Origin of the sequence: Rhodococcus sp. KRD162 (assembly GCF_017168335.1) — a bacterium.
In the GTDB taxonomy this organism is placed as follows: Bacteria; Actinomycetota; Actinomycetes; order Mycobacteriales; family Mycobacteriaceae; genus Rhodococcoides.
This window is the reverse complement of the sequence record NZ_JABFAU010000087.1, coordinates 1-16,043: the sequence shown is the minus strand read 5'-3', so window position 1 is coordinate 16,043 and position 16,043 is coordinate 1. Positions and strand designations below refer to the sequence as shown.

Here is a 16,043-nt window from a genome sequence, read left to right as displayed (position 1 = left end):
GGGGGTCCTTTCGGGGAACACGTTCGGGTAGGTCCAGCGGGTCTCAGTCGGCTCGATACCGCACCCAATCGACCATCATGGTTGCCGGAAACGGCGTCGAAGTATCGGTGGGGCCCGGCCAGTCGCCGGCAACCGCGACATTGAACAGCAGGAAGAACGGCTTGTCGAAAACCCAGTAATCGTTGCCACCGATCAGATCGGCCGGTGTGATCGTCGCCAGGGTCGTGCCGTCGATACCTGTGGTGACGCGGCCGGGTGAACGCTCGACCCAGTAGGTGTGGAAGCCCTCCGACAGGGGCTTCGGCGGAACTCCGCCTGCGTCCACCTTCTGGCTCGTCAGCGAATCTGGTTGAGGCGCATGGATTCCGGTGTGATACTGGTCGGCCTGGTTCAGCGTCTCCATCACATCGATCTCGCCGGAGAGGGGCCACCCGACCGAATCCAGATCCGTACCGAGCATCCAGAACGCTGGATGCAGACCGCTTCCGGCAGGCATCTTGATCCGAGCTTCGACGCGGCCGTAGGTGAACTCGAACTTGCCCTTGGTGGTCACTCGGGCCGAGGTGTAGCCGTCACCGTTTCGCATGGCGTTGATCACCATGTGGCGCTGTCCGTCGAGTGAGGAGTTCTCCGTCGAATCGGTGTAGTCCTGCTTCTCGTTGTTTCCCCAACCGGTTCGACCGACGTCGTGACTCCACCGGTCGTCGGCCAACCTGTCGCCCGCTGTTCCCGAGAAGTCGTCGTAGACGGTGTATCCGGGCTTGGCTGCCTCGGTATCGGATGCCGATGTCGTGGACGTGGCGTCGACGGTCCCCGCGGCTGTGAATCGGGCATCCGACTCCGACCCGTCGGATCGATGGGTGATTCCGTACACGGTGCCGGTCACCACCAGTGCCAGGACGACCAGAAACGCCAACACCGACGGCCATCGGCGCTGCCGAGGCGGGGCGATGAGTCCGGAGCCGGGGAGTCGTGCCACCTCGACGGTTCCGGATTCGCGGTCGGGTGCAGCATGACGGCTCACGCGCGCTCGTCGAGGGTCTTCGGTGCCCGAGTTGCATTGAACTGCGAGACCGAGAGAACGACGACTCCCAACAACAGGGCGTAGGTGGCGATACGTTCCATGGAGCCGATACCGAGACCGAATTCGTGACCGCTCATGTAGGCGAAGTACCCGACCAGACCGACGGCCCCGAGAGCGGTCACCACCACACGGATGCCACTACGCAGACTCCGATGCCCACCGGCGACGACGAGGCCGAAGTTGCCGAACACGAAGAATGCTGTGGCACCGAACGAGTGAATCGGGTAGTCGATGCCCTGATTGATCACGCCCGCGGTGATGGCACCTGCTCCGGCCACGAGGAAGAACGACGCGGCCCTACCGTCGATCCGGCGCACGACGTACCACGACGCAGCCATCGCCGCGATCGCCAGTCCGAACAGCACCATCGAGGCGTTGAGCAGCACGTAGAGCCGGCTGCACGGCCAATCGCCCGCGGGGCCGCAGAAGGGGATTCCCAGTTCGCTGATGTAGTTGTTCCGGTAGCTGTAGAGCCCGCGCCACGTGGCCGAGACGATGTACTCGACGAGCAGAAACTGCACGACCGACAGCCCCGACCACCGAGCCACCTGGGCGACGAAACCCGACCACTTCGGCGCTTGCGCCGCGCGCTCGGGAGCGCGCGAGAGCGGGCTCCCGGCATCGGAGTTCGATGGGCTCTTCGCTTCGGTGGTCATGTGGTCTTCTCCTGAGGGGCCAGCAATGCAATCGGATCGGCTGCCGCGCGAGAGAGTGCGGCATCGAGGGTGCGGCTGTCGAACACGTTGTCGTGGAAAGACGCGGAGACATAGACGACCGAACCGATGGTCTCCATCGTGATCATCACCGACTCCGGATGGACCGGAGCGGCGATGACGTAGAAGGCACGGTCGGCCGGCTCGGCAGTCCAGGAGGCCGGCTCCAACTGCCTGACTCTACCGACATCGGAGAACATCAGCTTGATCGTCGGCTGCACCGGGGCTCGGTCGGCGAACGTACCGGACACCGCCTTCTGGTGGCGCTTGTACTTGATGGTGCTCATGGTGGCGGACGCGATGGGACGGCCCCTGTCGATGGCACCGGACAACGCATCGTGCACGGCCCTGGGCGAGGTCGGATCGAGGTCCGGGAAACCGATTCCGGAGGCGAAATTACCCACCACCGTGGTCGACGGCGGAAGGTAGCGGCGGCAATCGAAGAGAAATGCCGCAGACCGATCGAGCGGCAGCGAGCACTGCGCGAATGCCGTAGCCACGGCGGCGCACATCACCGAGCTGACACTCGCGCCGGGAAGATGAGAATCCCGCCACCGACGGATCGCGTCGCTGGTACCGGCCGGCGTCGCCGCAACGACGACGGAGGCAGACGGCGCCCACGGTCGAGATTCCGTCGCCGATGCCGCCTCGGGTTCGACAGCGGACAATGCGGTCTCCGCATTCGATCGAGGACGAACACGGTCCACGATCGTGTCCTTGACCTTTCCCGGATTACGCAGAGCCCAGCGCAGCAGCGCCTTGCGTAGGGGATGGCCGTCGACGGCCGATCCGGCCCATGCAGGCAGCGGGGCGTCGGCAGCGGCGTTGGCCAAATACGCGAACAGGTCTACCGGTAACAGTGCGTCGCCGAGGCCGTGGTTGAGATCGAGGAACAGGTACCCACCGGCCAGATGAATCCGAACAGGTACCTCGGCCATCGACGAATGCGAGAACTCGGTCAACTCCTTGGCCAGCTGCTGCTGATCGAGGGCAGCTCCCTCGGTGATGTGCTCGAGCACCCGCTCGGGCTCGAAGGCCCAATTCGGCGAGGACGGCAGAGCTCGAAGGCCGAGGCGGGCGGCCGGTCCAGTGGACGCGAGGGCGAGCACACGGCTCTGCACTCGCGCGAGATCACCGAAATCCGCAGGTCCGACCACAGTCACGATCCGGGAATCCGACCGCAACATATCCAACGAGCTTGCTCGATAAGTCTGTGTCATGGTGCCGTCCTGTGCTGAGCGTGGACCGGAATACGCCGCGGTGAAGGCTCCTCGTGCTGCCGTGGTCCATCCTGTGGCTCGCCGAAGTGCGGTTCTCGATGTCTCGATTGGCCGTGCCGCGGCCCGCCCGGCCGGTGTTCGAGCTGATCCGATCGCGGTGAAACGGCATCGCGATCATCGATCGGCCGACGAGGTCCGGGTGGATCGGTGGGTCCTGAGTCGTCGCCGGAACCGCCCGTACCGCCTGCCGACAGTTCACGAATCCAGCGCGTGAGCGGCACGATCAGCACGACCGCGCCGAAGGCCTCGGCAACCAGGTACGCCCAGCCGACGGCAGCGATACCCATCGACGAGGACAGACCGATCGAACCGCCGATGATGATCGAGGTGGCCACGACCTGCACGATCACCGCCAGCCGCATGCGTCGACGGACCCGGGCCAAACCGTCGTACAGGGAACCGACCACCGAGAGCGGAATGGTCACCGCTGCCAGTTGCACGATGATGGTGCCCTGGTCGCGGTAGCCCTGGCCGATCAAACCGAGCCCGAAAGGCGCAACGAAGGCGAGGAAGATCGCCCCACCGAGCGCGACGATGCAGACGAGGGTCATGAATCGCTTGGTCAGGCGATGGAACTGTGCCGGGTGCGCGGCGACCTCGGCGACGTACGGGCCGATCAACACACTGATCAGGATGTACAGCGCGCTGACGATCGACCAGGTGAGAGAGAAGTACGCGTTCTGCTCGGCACCGAGAGTGGCGACGACGATCATCGGGACGAGAAGTGGAGCGAGCGAACCGAGCGCGGTGATGCCGTAGGCCGAGCCGAAGTAGGCCCACATCTCGCGCTTGGGCGGCAGGTCCGGTGCTCCGGAGTACCGCTGATCGGTGCGCACGGTCTTCAAGATGGCGCGCAGGACGAACACCGACGCCACGATCGCGGGGACCGCCCACGCGGAAATGATCGACGTACTGCGTTCGGTTGTGAACAGCGCCAACAGCATGACGAATTTGACGACGGCGTGGAACACGTTCTTGGCCGCGGCCCAGCGGGCGACACCGAGGCCGGACGAGGTCTGATCCTGTAGTGCGAACACCGCCAGTACCGCGACGAAGAACGGAAACGAGACGATTTCGGCGGTGTTGGTGAACATCTCGTCCGTGGGAGCGACCAGCAGGAAGCCGCCGCCGAGAACGAATGCGAACGCGGTGACGGTGATGTACCCGCGCACGATGAACGATTTGGCCAACCGGCCCGATATCGGAAGGAACCGCTCGTACATGGAGCCGAGGCTCAGGTTGGACAGCGTCGAGAGCATCACTGCGGACGTGATGACGGCAGACGCGCTGCCGACCTCGGCCACGGGATAGAGACGGCCTGCTGCCGCCCAGAACAACAGCCCGAGCGCGCCGGTGATCGCAGTCGAGAGCATCAGCGCCAGCGAATTCAGTGCGAGGTTGCGATCCGAGGATTTCGAGCCGGGCCCTGATTCCGGGATCGCGTCGGTCGCCACATCGACCGGACGAATGTCGACGGTCTGGAGCGAACCGGGTGAGGGCACGGTCGGAACCGGCATCGTCGGACTGTTCATCAAGCCCAGGTCGAACCGGGCAGGTTCGACCGGGTACCACCGGAGTTGTTCCAGCTGTTCGTGTCTGGGTGGCGCGATCCTGGGAGCGCGATGCTTCACAATCGAACCCGCCCCACGGTGACCGGCGGCGACGGAGCGGCGATCTCGATGTCGAACGCTGCGGAGGTAGCTGCGAGCAGTTCGGCTCGTACGTTCTCTCGCAGATCTCGGCCGTAGAGCGAGTGATCACCGGACTCGAACTTCGTGACGGTGGGTGCAGACGCTCGACGCTGCAACCGGCGCATGCCCTCCGGTCCTCGATTGGTCTCGAACCAGGTGGCGTCGGTGGGGGAGAGCAGCACGTGCGTCCTGACCTGACGGTCGCTGAGCAAGCGCAGCGAGATTTCTGGAACCTGAATCAACCCGCGGCGTCCCAACCAGATCCAGAGGGCATACGGAATCCGGGGCTGCATCGCACTCTTGACACGAACGCCCCAGTGGTGCAGGCGATCGAGCGCGCGCGCCCGCAGTCCTGTCTCCTCGGTATGCATCGAGGATCGCTTGACGAATTCGAGACGACGCGTCGTCCAGTCCAGGGTGTTGAGCAGTACTGCCGCACGTGCTCCCACCTCGCGAGCAGCATAGCTGGAATACCATGAGCCCGAGCACATTCCGGCCACCAGCACGTTGTCCGGTGTGGTGCCGGATCGGTGGAGGGCGGTGAGGGCGTCCTCGTTTCCTTCCGGACTGTAGAGGCGAGTCAATTCTCCGTCCGTGACAGCGCCCGATTCGCCGGTGCCGCGTCGATCGAAGCGCACCGTCGAGACCCCGAACTCGGGAAGAAGACGGGCCAACTCGACCCACATCCGCACCGGGCCGACGCGATGCTCGTTGGCAGTGGGGTAGAACACCACGGTCGGACCGCCCGGCAGGCATCGATCCGAGGACGAGCGAATCGCGAAAAGCTGCTGCTCCCCCAGGTATTCGATGCTCTCGTCGATTCCGTCGACCGTGAAGCGCGTTCGAAGCGCCACCTCGACATCGGCGGCGGGCTCGGTCGGGAAATTCGACGCGGTCCACCTCGCGAGATACGCGATATCGGCGAACGGCATGATGACCTCGAAATCGCTCGGCTCGAGGAAGTCCTCGTGAGCGGACAAGGTGTGCTCGTGAGCCGACAGTGCCTCGACCAGCCTGCGTACCGGCTTCGAGTCGCCACGCTCGGGGCGAGTGGCGACCAGAACCGCTGCATCGGTCGTTGCCGACGCCGCATCGAGTGCGGAGAAGTCCGCGGCCGAATCCGGGTGCAGCACAGCGCCGATGATGGACACTCTCGGATCGGCGTCGGAATCGGTGGTGACGCTGACCGAGTACAACGCGCGCTGCTCGTGCAGATACGACCGACCCCGAACCACCGGGTCCCACAGAGTCATCGTCGTCAGCGGCCCGCACTCGTCGGCGACGGAACACGCAAGAAGTGCACCGACGCGCAGGCCAACGAGACCGACATCGGCTACCCCGCAACCGCGAATGTAGTCGACGGCGTCGACGATGCTGCGCTGCCACCGATCGACGGCGCCGGGTCGATCCTGATCGCCCCACGAATCCCCGGTGCCGGCGTAGTCGAATCGCAACACCAGAAGACCGTCCGCACAGAGCTTCTGGGCCAGCAAGGTCATCCCGCGATACGAGTCGACCTGTTCCTTACCGAGCGGCGGGCACAGGACCACCCCTCCGCGCGCCCGGCCGCCGGCCGGTACGTGGACCGTGCCGAACAAGGGCGCATCGGACGGTCCGAACCACGTCGGGTACTTGCCGCCCGCCGTGCGAGAAAAGGACTCGGCGGGAACGGACCCGATGCGCCCGGAGGCGGTGCGGGAGATGCTCACTTCAATTCGTCCTTTCTTGCGAGTGCAGGGGCGAAACAGTTGTCGGTCAGGAGCGCAGTGCGGCCGGCCAGGCCGAGCGGTCGAGACCATGGGTGCGCAGCATCGCCAGCGCGATACGTTCCATGCCGAATCCGACGCAGGCACTGTGAGCGGGCTCGCCGTCGACGGTGTGGATGTCGAAGGTGTGCCCGAAGTGGTCGCGGTGGCAGTTGCACGAGACGACCGCGGTGCCGTCATCGAGATCTCCGTAGAGCTTGACGACCAGTTCGGTCTTGAGGTTCTCGTTGCGCTGGTTCGCTGCCAGCATGCGGCCTGCGCGACCGAAGAAGGGATCGTTGGCGATGACCGCTTCGGCTTCGAGCCCGAGATCCGCCAGTACCTGCAAGCCACGCGGAACCCAGCGTTCACGGTGTTCGACGGCCTGTTCGGGTGTGCCCACTCGTACGAACTCGTGCATCCGAAATGCTTGCATCCGAGCCGGATCCACTGCGGGTTCGTGCCGGAAGCAGAATCCGTAGATGTCCATCAGCGAGCCTTCAGCGGGCAGTGTGCCGGTGAGCATCGAGTACGACGGGTGGCAGGCCGCCGAGACCAACATGGTTCCGGCGGAGTGCAGAAAGTGATCCCAGTCCTTGCCTTCGGATCTCTCGGCCAGCAGCGCGGCATGTTCCTTGTTGTCGCCCTCGAAGGTGTTGATGGCACCGGTGAGGTTGGGGAACGAGGCGATGTAGTCGGTGCGCTCGAAGGCTTCCCGAGGGAACACCGGAGCGAACCGGAACCGCTTGGCGCGGTAGCCGTGCTCGGCCAGCCCGGCCTCGATGACACGAGCATCGACGAACTCGATGATGTCCTCGAATTCGCCGCTGCGCCCGTACAATCCGGGAATCGAGCTGGGTATCAGAAGTCCGGCGTCGACGAGCTCGGCGCGGAAAGCAGCTCGGGCCGCATCGAGTTCGCTGATGTCGGTCGCTGCTGCGGAGTGTGTGGTAGTCATCATTTTCCCTTGTAGACGAGGGAGAGCTGGGCGTTGTGCCCCAGGATGCGTTCGTTGCTGACCATGATCGCGGACCCGTGTGCATCTCGAAGGTGACGGCCGATGCTGAGGTCGCCGTCTTGCCGGTAGCCGGAAATGCCGCAGATCTGCAAGGCCTTGCCGACGATGTCGATGACCAGTGACGACGCAGTGACTTTGACGTTGTTGATCTTGATGGCGAAACCGATGGCCCCGAGCTCGGCTGGGCTGTCGGCGACGGCCTCGAACTTCGCTGCCGCTCCGAACACGGTGTCCACCAGTTGTTCGTGGACCACCATCAACTCGGCCAGGCGCAGCGCGCTGGGCGGCGGGGTCCCCGGCGTCTTGCGAGCGGCCTTCTGTACGAACTTGCGGGCCTTGGTCACGGCCGCGTCGGCAATACCGAGCCACGCCGATCCCCACAGCACGTGAGCAACCGGGAGCATCGTCTGAGCCGAGATGTCGCCGTAGTTGTCGCCGAGGATGTTCGACGTCGTTGTGCGAGCGGCCAGCATGAAGCCGGGGCTGCACGTGCCGCGGAATCCGAGGGTGTCCCAGGTGCCGGTCTTCTCGAGCGTCACATCCGGCTTCTCGCACACCACGAGAACCTGGTCGCTCGGGGGGCTGTCGACGCTGCGACGCGCCGTCGCGAGCACGATCTGTGCGTACTCGCCGTAGGAGATGACCGGAGCGTTCTTGCTCAGCGTGATCTGCTCGCCGTCGTATTCCACCGCGCAGCTACTCGAACGGACGTCGCCACCGATATTGATCTCGGTAGTGGCAGACGCCACCAGTATGCGATCGGTCACAATTCGTCGCTGCAAATCTGCCATGGCGTCGGATTTGCCGTGGCGAACGATGCTGAGCACCTGCGACTGGTGCATGACGAAGATCATCGCCGTCGATGCGCACTCGGCACCGAGAGCACGCGCGATGCGGGCGATCTCGGTCAGGGTGGCCCCGCCGCCGCCGAACTCTCGCGGAATTCCGACACCGAGTAGGCCGGCGTCGCGCAGCGCATCCACCGATTCGGTGGGGAAACGGGCATCGCGGTCGACTTCGTCGGCGTGGGTCCGCAGTACGGCCAGTACGTCGATCATCGACTGGTCGACAGAGCTTTCGTAGACGGTGGTCATGGCCTCAGTCCGTCAGCTGCGCGATGGCCGCGGCGATCGCGTTGATGCTGCCGAACGTCGACTTCTGCAGCATGGTGTCGGGGAACTCGACGTCGAACTCGTCTTCGAGGGCGATCATCACGTTGACGCTCGCGTGCGAGGTGAGGCCGCTGTCGTAGAGGTCATCGGCCTCGTCGATGCTCTCCACGGAGACCGGCAACTTTCCGAATTTCTCCAGAACGGTTCTCACTCGAACCACGTCGTGCGCATTGAGCGTCTGCATCGAAAACCTCCACCGATCGCGTTAACCACGAGACCGGACGGCCTCGTGATCGACTCCAGGTCCGCCGGCTGCGCGCCTTTTCGACCCAAAGTCTCCCCAGACCCCTTCAAACAATATCGTAGATTGTTTAGTAGCGTTAGTGCGATGCCCGCATCGGGCTTCTCGGTCGCCGTAGACTCCGAATGGAGCGGGGGCTTCGTACCGACGCCGAATCGGGCGTCGAATCGCACACACGCAAAGGAATGGCTGGTCGATGAGTGGAGTCTGCGGGGTGTCTGTGGGTACCGGTGCCGTGCGCATCGCGTACACCGCCGACGGTCGCCGCGTCGAAGACTCCATCGACGCCGAAGGTGCACACGACCTGCTACCCGGCAAGCTCGTCGATCTCGGACCCTTCGAGGACATCGTCCTCGCCGGATGGGACACCGCGGCCGTGACGGCGCTGCTCGAGACCCTGGACGATCGAACCCTGCTCAAGGCTCGCATGGTCGAGGAATCACAGGCCCTGATGGCCTACGCCAGGACGGTTCCGGAACTGGCCGACAAGGACTACGTCCTGGTCGTCGACCTCGGCAAGAAGGGGCTCTCCGCCACCGCGCTGGACGTCGCAGGCGACTTCGTGGAGTGGACTGCACGCACCGTCGACATCAGTGGCGACCGCTTCGACGAGGTGGTGCGAGGCATCGTCATGGCCAAGGGCATTCTGCCTGCGCCCATCGGCCCCGAGGGCGACGCGGAATATCAGGCCTTCTTCCGTGAACTCAAGGAACTCGTGAGCTCGTCGGTGGGCGTCAGGGCACCCAATCGCGGCCCGATGCTGCTCAGTCGCAAAGAATTCGAGCGCGAGATCAGCCCGCTCGTCTCCGATGCCCTGGACTGGGCGTCCAAGCAGGCACCCGACGCGGTACTGCTCATCGGCGGCGGTGCCGGAATTCCCGTGGTGCGCACCATCATCGAAAGCAAGTGGCAGGTTCCCGTCCACGTCCCGGACGCGCCGGTGATGGCCATCGCCAACGGTGCCGCGCTGGACGAAAGGCCCGCAACGGACGTCGCCGACGCAGATGTGGGAAACATCACTGTTCCCGACGACGCATCGGAACTGATCGACTCGGCCGCGGCGACGGACCTCGACGAGGTCGAGGAATGGATGGTCGACGGCCTGTCCGTCGATCAATTCGCCACCGAAGAGTTGTTCATCACATCGACCACCTTCGACACCGTCGAGCCCTTGGTTCCAGAGCTCGAATCGGCACCTGAGCTCGAATCGATCGAGTCGCCGGTTCTGGAACCGGAGGTCCTCGAACCCGGTGTCGTCGCCGAACCCGTTCGGCGCGCGCGACGATGGTCGGTACGCGACGCATCGGTTCTCGTCGGGGTGCTACTTGCGATCGTCGCGGTGGCGGGCCTGGTGTACACGCGAGGAGACACGCCTGCACCCACGCCGCTCATCGACGAGCAGATCCCCTTCGACCCGGAGTTCGCAGCTGCGCTTTCCGCAGCCGCCCAGCCCGACGACCTGGCTCCCGGTCCGAGCGAGCTGCCGGTGCTCGGTCCAGAACGGTTGTCCGATGCAGATCTGTACCAGCGCACGTTCACCTACGACGGTCAAAAATACGTACCGCAGGCGGAGTCGGAGTAGCCGGAACAAACCAAGGGTTGGGTTCGACCGAGGCCACCGGTGAGCGCGAGCTGTTCCGCCGTCGATGTCCACGGGGCGCGCGACGCAGCGCGTCGGCGGAAGCGGTAGCCTGACGCTTCGGGCGAAGTATCTCGCGCCCGAGGATCATTGCCGATGAAGTGAGGCCGACAACCGTGACTGTGTTGCTTGGGGTGTCCATGGGGACCCGAGCTGTGCGCACGGCGCAGCCCCGAGCCGAGCAGGTATCGGTACCCGTTGCCGATCGTTCCGGCCTGGTCACCGACATCGAGCGCCCGCTGTTCTTCCGCAACGAGGTCATCGACAGTGTGGGCGGAGACCTACCGCACCTGGCCGCCGAGTCGATCGGTGCCGCCGCCGAGACCGAGCCCGAACTCTCCGCGGGTGTCGCCTACCGAGACGCCCGGCAAGCAGAGGCTCTGCATGCCGCTTTCGCCGGTGCGCACCTGCACAACTACCGGCTGGTCCACGAGGTGGAGGCCGTGGTCGAGTACCTCGCCGCCACCGGCGAGGCCCGCGATGCCCGCTCGGTCGCGCTGTTCGACCTGGGCAGTTCCGGACTGACGGTCAGCGTCGTCGACCTGGTCAACCGCACGGTCACGGCCTCGCAGAGATCGGGCGAGTTCAGCGGTGACCTGCTCGACGCGTACGTACGGAACAACCAGCTCGAGCGCCTCGGCAAGAAAGCGACCGACCCGGACATCGCGCTGTTCGAGAAGCGGTGCCGAATCGCGAAGGAACGGCTGTCCACGCAGGACGCGGTGTGCCTACCGGACGCCAGCGGCATGATTCTGCTCTCCCGCGAGAACTTCGAGCTGTTGGTCACCGATGTGATCGACGAGGCCATCGAGTTCGCACGCGCAGTGATGATCGGTGCGAATGCCCCCATCGACGCCGTGGTGCTGATCGGCGGCGGCGCACGAATGCCGATCGTGCAGACCCGCGTCGGGCCGCTGCTGGAACTGCCGTCGATCGTGCCGCCCGAGCCCGAGACCGTCGCAGCGCGGGGAGCGGCCCTGGCGGCTCGTCCGCACTCACGTACCCGGACCGCACCGCGCCCTGCCGCCGATGCGAGTCGGCCCGCGGCGACGCAGTCGACACCGACCGCTGTCCCGGCGGAATCCGGCTCTCGACAGGATTCGGAGCGACCGTCCGCTCCGACTCCGCCGCCGCGTGCACCCCGGCTGCGCCCGCCGCCGCCGCGTCCGTCGACAGCCGGATCGATACGACCGGTCCCGGCCCGTGCAGAATCCGCCCACGCCGCGCCTGCTGCACCTGCTTCGGTGCCCTCTACGACCCGCCCGGTTCCTGCTCGTCCCTGGATCGCGGCTGCGTCGGCCGCGGGTGCCGAGGCAGTGGGCAACGAGGCGTCGACCCCGACGTCGAGCGACGAGGCGACGACCGAGGCCGCCGGCACTGCCGGAGGTTTCGAATCCTCGAAATTCTCCGACCTTGCTGTTTCTTCTTCCACAACCGTTGCCGCCGAGTCGATATCGAGTCCGGCTGTAGTGGATGATGTTCCCGACGACCATGTGCAGGGGGCGCAGGTCGACGGGGAGGTCGTTGCAGTGGGCAACAAAGCTGCGCTGGGTGTCGATGCTGCGGTGGGCAACAATGCAGGGGATCGGTCTGCCGAGGCCCTGGCCGAGGAGCCCGCGGTGTCCGAGACCGGAGCCACCGAGACCGGAGCCCTCGAGACCGGAGCCATCGACCCCGTGGCCGACGCGTCCGAATCGCACGCGGCCGCCGACCATGCGAGCGTCGAGGATGCCAAGCCGGTTCCGTTTCAGCTCCAGAACATCTACTGGCTCGACGCCGACTACGACGACGACGACGGCGAGGACGATCGGACCCGAACTCGACGCAGGCTTCGTACCGGCGGTGTACTTGCGCTCGGCCTTGCCGCGGTGACCGCGGTGTCCGGGTTCATGCTCACGCACGAGAACACGCCGCAGGTGGTCGATACCTCGGTCAGTCGCACCCAAACCGAGGTTCCAGCAGCGACTACCGTTGATCCCACGTCAGCGGTACCCACTCCGGTTCTGCCGCCGCCGGCACCGATACCGGAGACCACCGTCGAACCGACGACTGAGGCCCCGGAGACCACTTGGGAACAGCCAGTCGTTCCCCAGCCTGTCACGACGGAGCCGACGACCACGACGTCGGAGCCTGCACCGCCACCTCCCGTCGAATCCGTTCCTCCGACGACGCAACAGCCGCCGCCGCTGATCCCGGGCTTCCCGGACTTCACGCTGCCGGTGTTCCCGCCGCTCGCACCCTGATCCAGTTCACCCGTCTGCCGCCGTGTTTCGCGGCTTGATGTGTTCGAAGATGAGAATCGTCTCGGTTGCGGCGACGGCGGGATCGGCACTGAGATTCTCGACGACGAAGTCTCGCAACGTGGCGGTGTCGACGGTCGCCACGTGCACGAGGAAGTCGTCCGCACCGGCGATGAAGTAGATGTTCAGCGTCTCGGTCCGTGAGGCGATCTTCGATCCGAACTCACTGATGCGTCGTCGAGCATCTGCTTGTAGCCGCACCGAGATCATGGCCTGGATTCCCTGACCGAGGGCCTCGGGATCGATGTCGGCGTGGAATCCGCGGATGACGCCTCGTTCGACGAGGGCGCGAACTCGCGCCAGGGCGGTCGAGGGTGCGATGCCGGCGGCTGCGGCGAGCGCGTTGTTGGGTGTGCGGGCGTCACGGCGAAGTTCGTCGAGCAGGATGTGATCGATTCGGTCCAGCGGGATCGGCCGAACATCGTTCGGCCGAGACCCCTCCCCGTCGGTCTTGAACGAATTATTACTCACCATGAACTGACCTTACAGAATTATATTCACTTCCGTTGCGGTTATTTCGTAGATAATTCATAGTTGGCCTACGCGGAGAGCCGAGGCTTCGCGTCACCCACTATCGAGGAGGCCGCCATGAAGATCGGAATTCCACGCGAGATCAAAAACCACGAATACCGGGTGGCCATCACCCCGGCGGGCGTGCACGAATTGGTCTCGCGAGGACACGAAGTGATCATCGAGACCGAGGCCGGAGCCGGATCGTCGTTCAGCGATGCCGACTACAAAGCCGCAGGCGCGCAGATCTTCACCGACGTCGACGAGGTCTGGGCCGCAGCCGAACTGCTGTTGAAGGTCAAAGAACCCATCGCCGAGGAATATTCACGCCTTCGCAAGGGGCAGGTGTTGTTCACCTATCTGCATCTCGCGGCGTCCAAGGCATGCACCGACGCATTGCTGGAATCGGGCACCACCTCGATCGCCTACGAAACAGTCACTGCTGCAGACGGTTCCCTGCCATTGCTGGCACCGATGAGTGAGGTTGCCGGACGCCTCGCGCCGCAGGCAGGTGCCTATCACCTGATGTCCAGCGAAGGTGGTCGCGGAGTTCTCATGGGCGGAGTTCCCGGAGTACGTCCCGCCAATGTCGTGGTGATCGGTGCCGGAGTATCCGGAAAGAACGCCACCGCCATTGCCGTCGGCATGCATGCCGACGTCACTGTGCTCGATCTCGATGTGAAGGCATTGCGCGCCATCGATGATCAGTACCGTGGAGCCGTCAAGACGGTGGTATCGAATGCCTACGAACTCGAACAAGCCGTTCTCGCAGCAGATCTCGTGATCGGCGCGGTACTCGTTCCCGGTGCGAAAGCACCGAAGCTGGTGTCCAACAGTCTGGTTCAGCGTATGAGGCCGGGCTCGGTTCTAGTCGACATCGCCATCGACCAGGGCGGGTGCTTCGAGGATTCGGTGGCCACCACACACGCCGATCCCACGTACAAGGTGCACGAATCGGTGTTCTACTGCGTTGCCAACATGCCGGGCGCTGTTCCGCGCACCTCCACCTACGCACTCACCAATGCCACCTTGCCGTACGTCGTCGCGCTCGCCGACAAGGGTTGGGAAGCGGCCTGCGAGGCGGACTCGAGCCTGAAGGCGGGATTGAGCACACACAACGGTGCGCTGTTGTCGGAGACCGTCGCTGCTGCATTCGCCTGATTGCGAGGGAGTGGCGGCTACCTGAGCGCTGTGGCTGGCTGAGCGCTGTGGCTACCTAAGCGCTGTGGCTGGCTAAGCGCTGTGGCGACCCGAACCACGAGTTCGGGCGGGCTTGGCCGTCCGCCCCGAACTGATCGGCCGGGCCAACAGCACAGCAATGGCTGTGGTCAGGGGCACGGACAAGGCGAGAGCCACACCTCCGACGGAGGATCTGACGATCTCGATCGCGACGGCGTCGCCGGTCAGTACGTCCTGGAACGACCGACCGGCGACGCTGAAGAGCAGCAGCAGCGGTAGTGCACCGCCCGCGTACGCGAGGACCAATGTGTAGACGGTGCTGGCGATGTGGTCGCGTCCCACCCTCATTGCGGCACCGAAAATCTGCCTCCTCGAGGCAGTCTTGTCCACCGAGGCCAATTCGAAAGCGGCCGAGGCCTGCGTGATGGTGACGTCGTTGAGCACGCCGAGCGAGCCGATGATGAAGCCGGCGAGCAACAGTCCGGTGATGCTGACGTGGGTGATGTACGTCTGCACCTCGGTGTTCTGTTCCTCGGACAGCCCGGTCAGGTGGGTCATTCGAATGGCGACGTAGGACAGGACCGCAGCCAGGCCCATCGAGGTCAGTGTGCCCAACAGTGCCGAGCTGGTCCGAAGGTTCACCCCGTGCGCCAGATAGAGCACGGCGTACAAGATGATCGCCCCCGCGACCAGCGCGACGGGGATGGCCGGAGCTCCGTCGAGCAGCGCGGGCAACATGAAGACCACCAGGACCGCGAAGGCGATGACCAGGCCGACGAGCGCTCGGAAGCCGCGCCACCGGGCGACGATGCAGATGACGACGGCGAACACTCCGACGATGATCGCGAGCGGTAGGCCTCGGGAGTAATCGTTGAACGAGTACTGCACCGCGCCGGTCGGGTCGGTCTGTTTGACGAGTCGAATGCCCTCCCCGGTACGCAGGTCCGGCTGGCCGGGGCCGGGAGCGATTTCGAGTACCGTCCGTTTGCCCGCGTCCTCGCCGCTGGTGATGTCGACGATGCTGCGCTGGCATTCGTACGAGTCGTTCACCGGGGGTGTCGGGTTGCCCTCGAACGGTCTTCCAGCGTCGGGGCTGCCGCAGGACCCGATGCTCTGCGAGGTGACGGTTCCGGCTTCGGTGGTGACGGCACCTCCGCCGGTGGTCTGGAACGGTAGCGGGATGTCGATGCTCTGCTTGCTCGGCCACAGTGCGAAGGCACCGGCGATGACGGCGATGGCGATGGCGACGAGCAGTCCGACGACGACCTTGGCGGCAACCGGGCCCAGCGGAACCGGGGTGTCGCTGTGGCCGTGCCCGTGGCCATGGCCGGCATGGGAGCCCAGATCCGGTGTACTGCCGTCGGGACGATTGCCGTGTGATTCCACGGTGTCAGGTTAGTAGCAGATGCGAGGAGCTCGGTGGCGGGGAGCAGGGGGGGCGTCCCCCGCCACCACCTGGCCGACCCAGGGG

General features: G+C 65.0%; 13 protein-coding genes. 3 read left to right on the top strand and 10 right to left on the bottom strand.

The annotated features are described in order from the left end of the window. Positions 1 to 43: 43 nt before the first annotated feature. The 8 genes from J1M87_RS28095 to J1M87_RS28060 are packed head-to-tail and all read right to left on the bottom strand — an operon-like array spanning position 44 to position 8,887. A complete protein-coding gene (locus J1M87_RS28095; RefSeq protein ID WP_307830944.1) occupies positions 44 to 1,024 on the bottom strand; it encodes a glycoside hydrolase family 16 protein in 981 nt (326 codons plus the stop codon). Then, positions 1,021 to 1,740, bottom strand: coding sequence for a DUF998 domain-containing protein (locus tag J1M87_RS28090; RefSeq protein ID WP_206492928.1), 720 nt, complete (start codon positions 1,738 to 1,740; stop codon positions 1,021 to 1,023). Before J1M87_RS28090 ends, J1M87_RS28095 begins: the two co-directional genes overlap by 4 nt. Further along, positions 1,737 to 3,017: a hypothetical protein gene (locus J1M87_RS28085; protein ID WP_206492927.1), complete on the bottom strand. Its 1,281-nt coding sequence runs from the start codon at positions 3,015 to 3,017 to the stop codon at positions 1,737 to 1,739. Before J1M87_RS28085 ends, J1M87_RS28090 begins: the two co-directional genes overlap by 4 nt. Next, positions 3,014 to 4,708, bottom strand: coding sequence for a lipopolysaccharide biosynthesis protein (locus tag J1M87_RS28080; RefSeq protein WP_374222433.1), 1,695 nt, complete (start codon positions 4,706 to 4,708; stop codon positions 3,014 to 3,016). The genes J1M87_RS28085 and J1M87_RS28080 overlap by 4 nt, the downstream gene beginning before the upstream one ends. Then, complete coding sequence (locus J1M87_RS28075) at positions 4,705 to 6,477, bottom strand: alpha/beta hydrolase (RefSeq protein ID WP_241257550.1); 1,773 nt, start codon at positions 6,475 to 6,477, stop codon at positions 4,705 to 4,707. The genes J1M87_RS28080 and J1M87_RS28075 overlap by 4 nt, the downstream gene beginning before the upstream one ends. A 46-nt stretch (positions 6,478 to 6,523) precedes the next feature. Further along, entirely contained in the window at positions 6,524 to 7,471 is a 948-nt protein-coding gene (locus J1M87_RS28070) for an amino acid--[acyl-carrier-protein] ligase (RefSeq protein WP_206492925.1), read from the bottom strand. Next, a complete protein-coding gene (locus J1M87_RS28065) occupies positions 7,471 to 8,625 on the bottom strand; it encodes an acyl-CoA dehydrogenase family protein (protein ID WP_206492924.1) in 1,155 nt (384 codons plus the stop codon). The genes J1M87_RS28070 and J1M87_RS28065 overlap by 1 nt, the downstream gene beginning before the upstream one ends. A gap of 4 nt (positions 8,626 to 8,629) precedes the next feature. After that, positions 8,630 to 8,887: an acyl carrier protein gene (locus J1M87_RS28060; RefSeq protein WP_206492923.1), complete on the bottom strand. Its 258-nt coding sequence runs from the start codon at positions 8,885 to 8,887 to the stop codon at positions 8,630 to 8,632. 271 nt (positions 8,888 to 9,158) lie between these two features. On the opposite strand from J1M87_RS28060, the gene J1M87_RS28055 reads away from it, so the two are divergent. After that, positions 9,159 to 10,526 (top strand): hypothetical protein, encoded by a 1,368-nt coding sequence (locus tag J1M87_RS28055; RefSeq protein WP_206492922.1) that lies wholly within the window; start codon positions 9,159 to 9,161, stop codon positions 10,524 to 10,526. A gap of 173 nt (positions 10,527 to 10,699) precedes the next feature. Beyond that, positions 10,700 to 12,826, top strand: coding sequence for an Hsp70 family protein (locus tag J1M87_RS28050; RefSeq protein WP_206492921.1), 2,127 nt, complete (start codon positions 10,700 to 10,702; stop codon positions 12,824 to 12,826). Positions 12,827 to 12,832: 6 nt separating this feature from the next. On the opposite strand, the gene J1M87_RS28045 is transcribed toward J1M87_RS28050, so the two are convergent. Then, entirely contained in the window at positions 12,833 to 13,357 is a 525-nt protein-coding gene (locus J1M87_RS28045) for an Lrp/AsnC family transcriptional regulator (RefSeq protein ID WP_206492920.1), read from the bottom strand. A 114-nt stretch (positions 13,358 to 13,471) separates the two neighbouring features. Between J1M87_RS28045 and ald the strand changes: the two genes are divergently transcribed. After that, positions 13,472 to 14,554, top strand: coding sequence for an alanine dehydrogenase (gene ald, locus J1M87_RS28040; protein ID WP_206492919.1), 1,083 nt, complete (start codon positions 13,472 to 13,474; stop codon positions 14,552 to 14,554). Positions 14,555 to 14,626: 72 nt separating this feature from the next. Here ald and J1M87_RS28035 read toward each other — a convergent pair whose 3' ends face one another. Then, entirely contained in the window at positions 14,627 to 15,916 is a 1,290-nt protein-coding gene (locus J1M87_RS28035) for a YibE/F family protein (protein ID WP_206492929.1), read from the bottom strand. Positions 15,917 to 16,043: the final 127 nt, after the last annotated feature.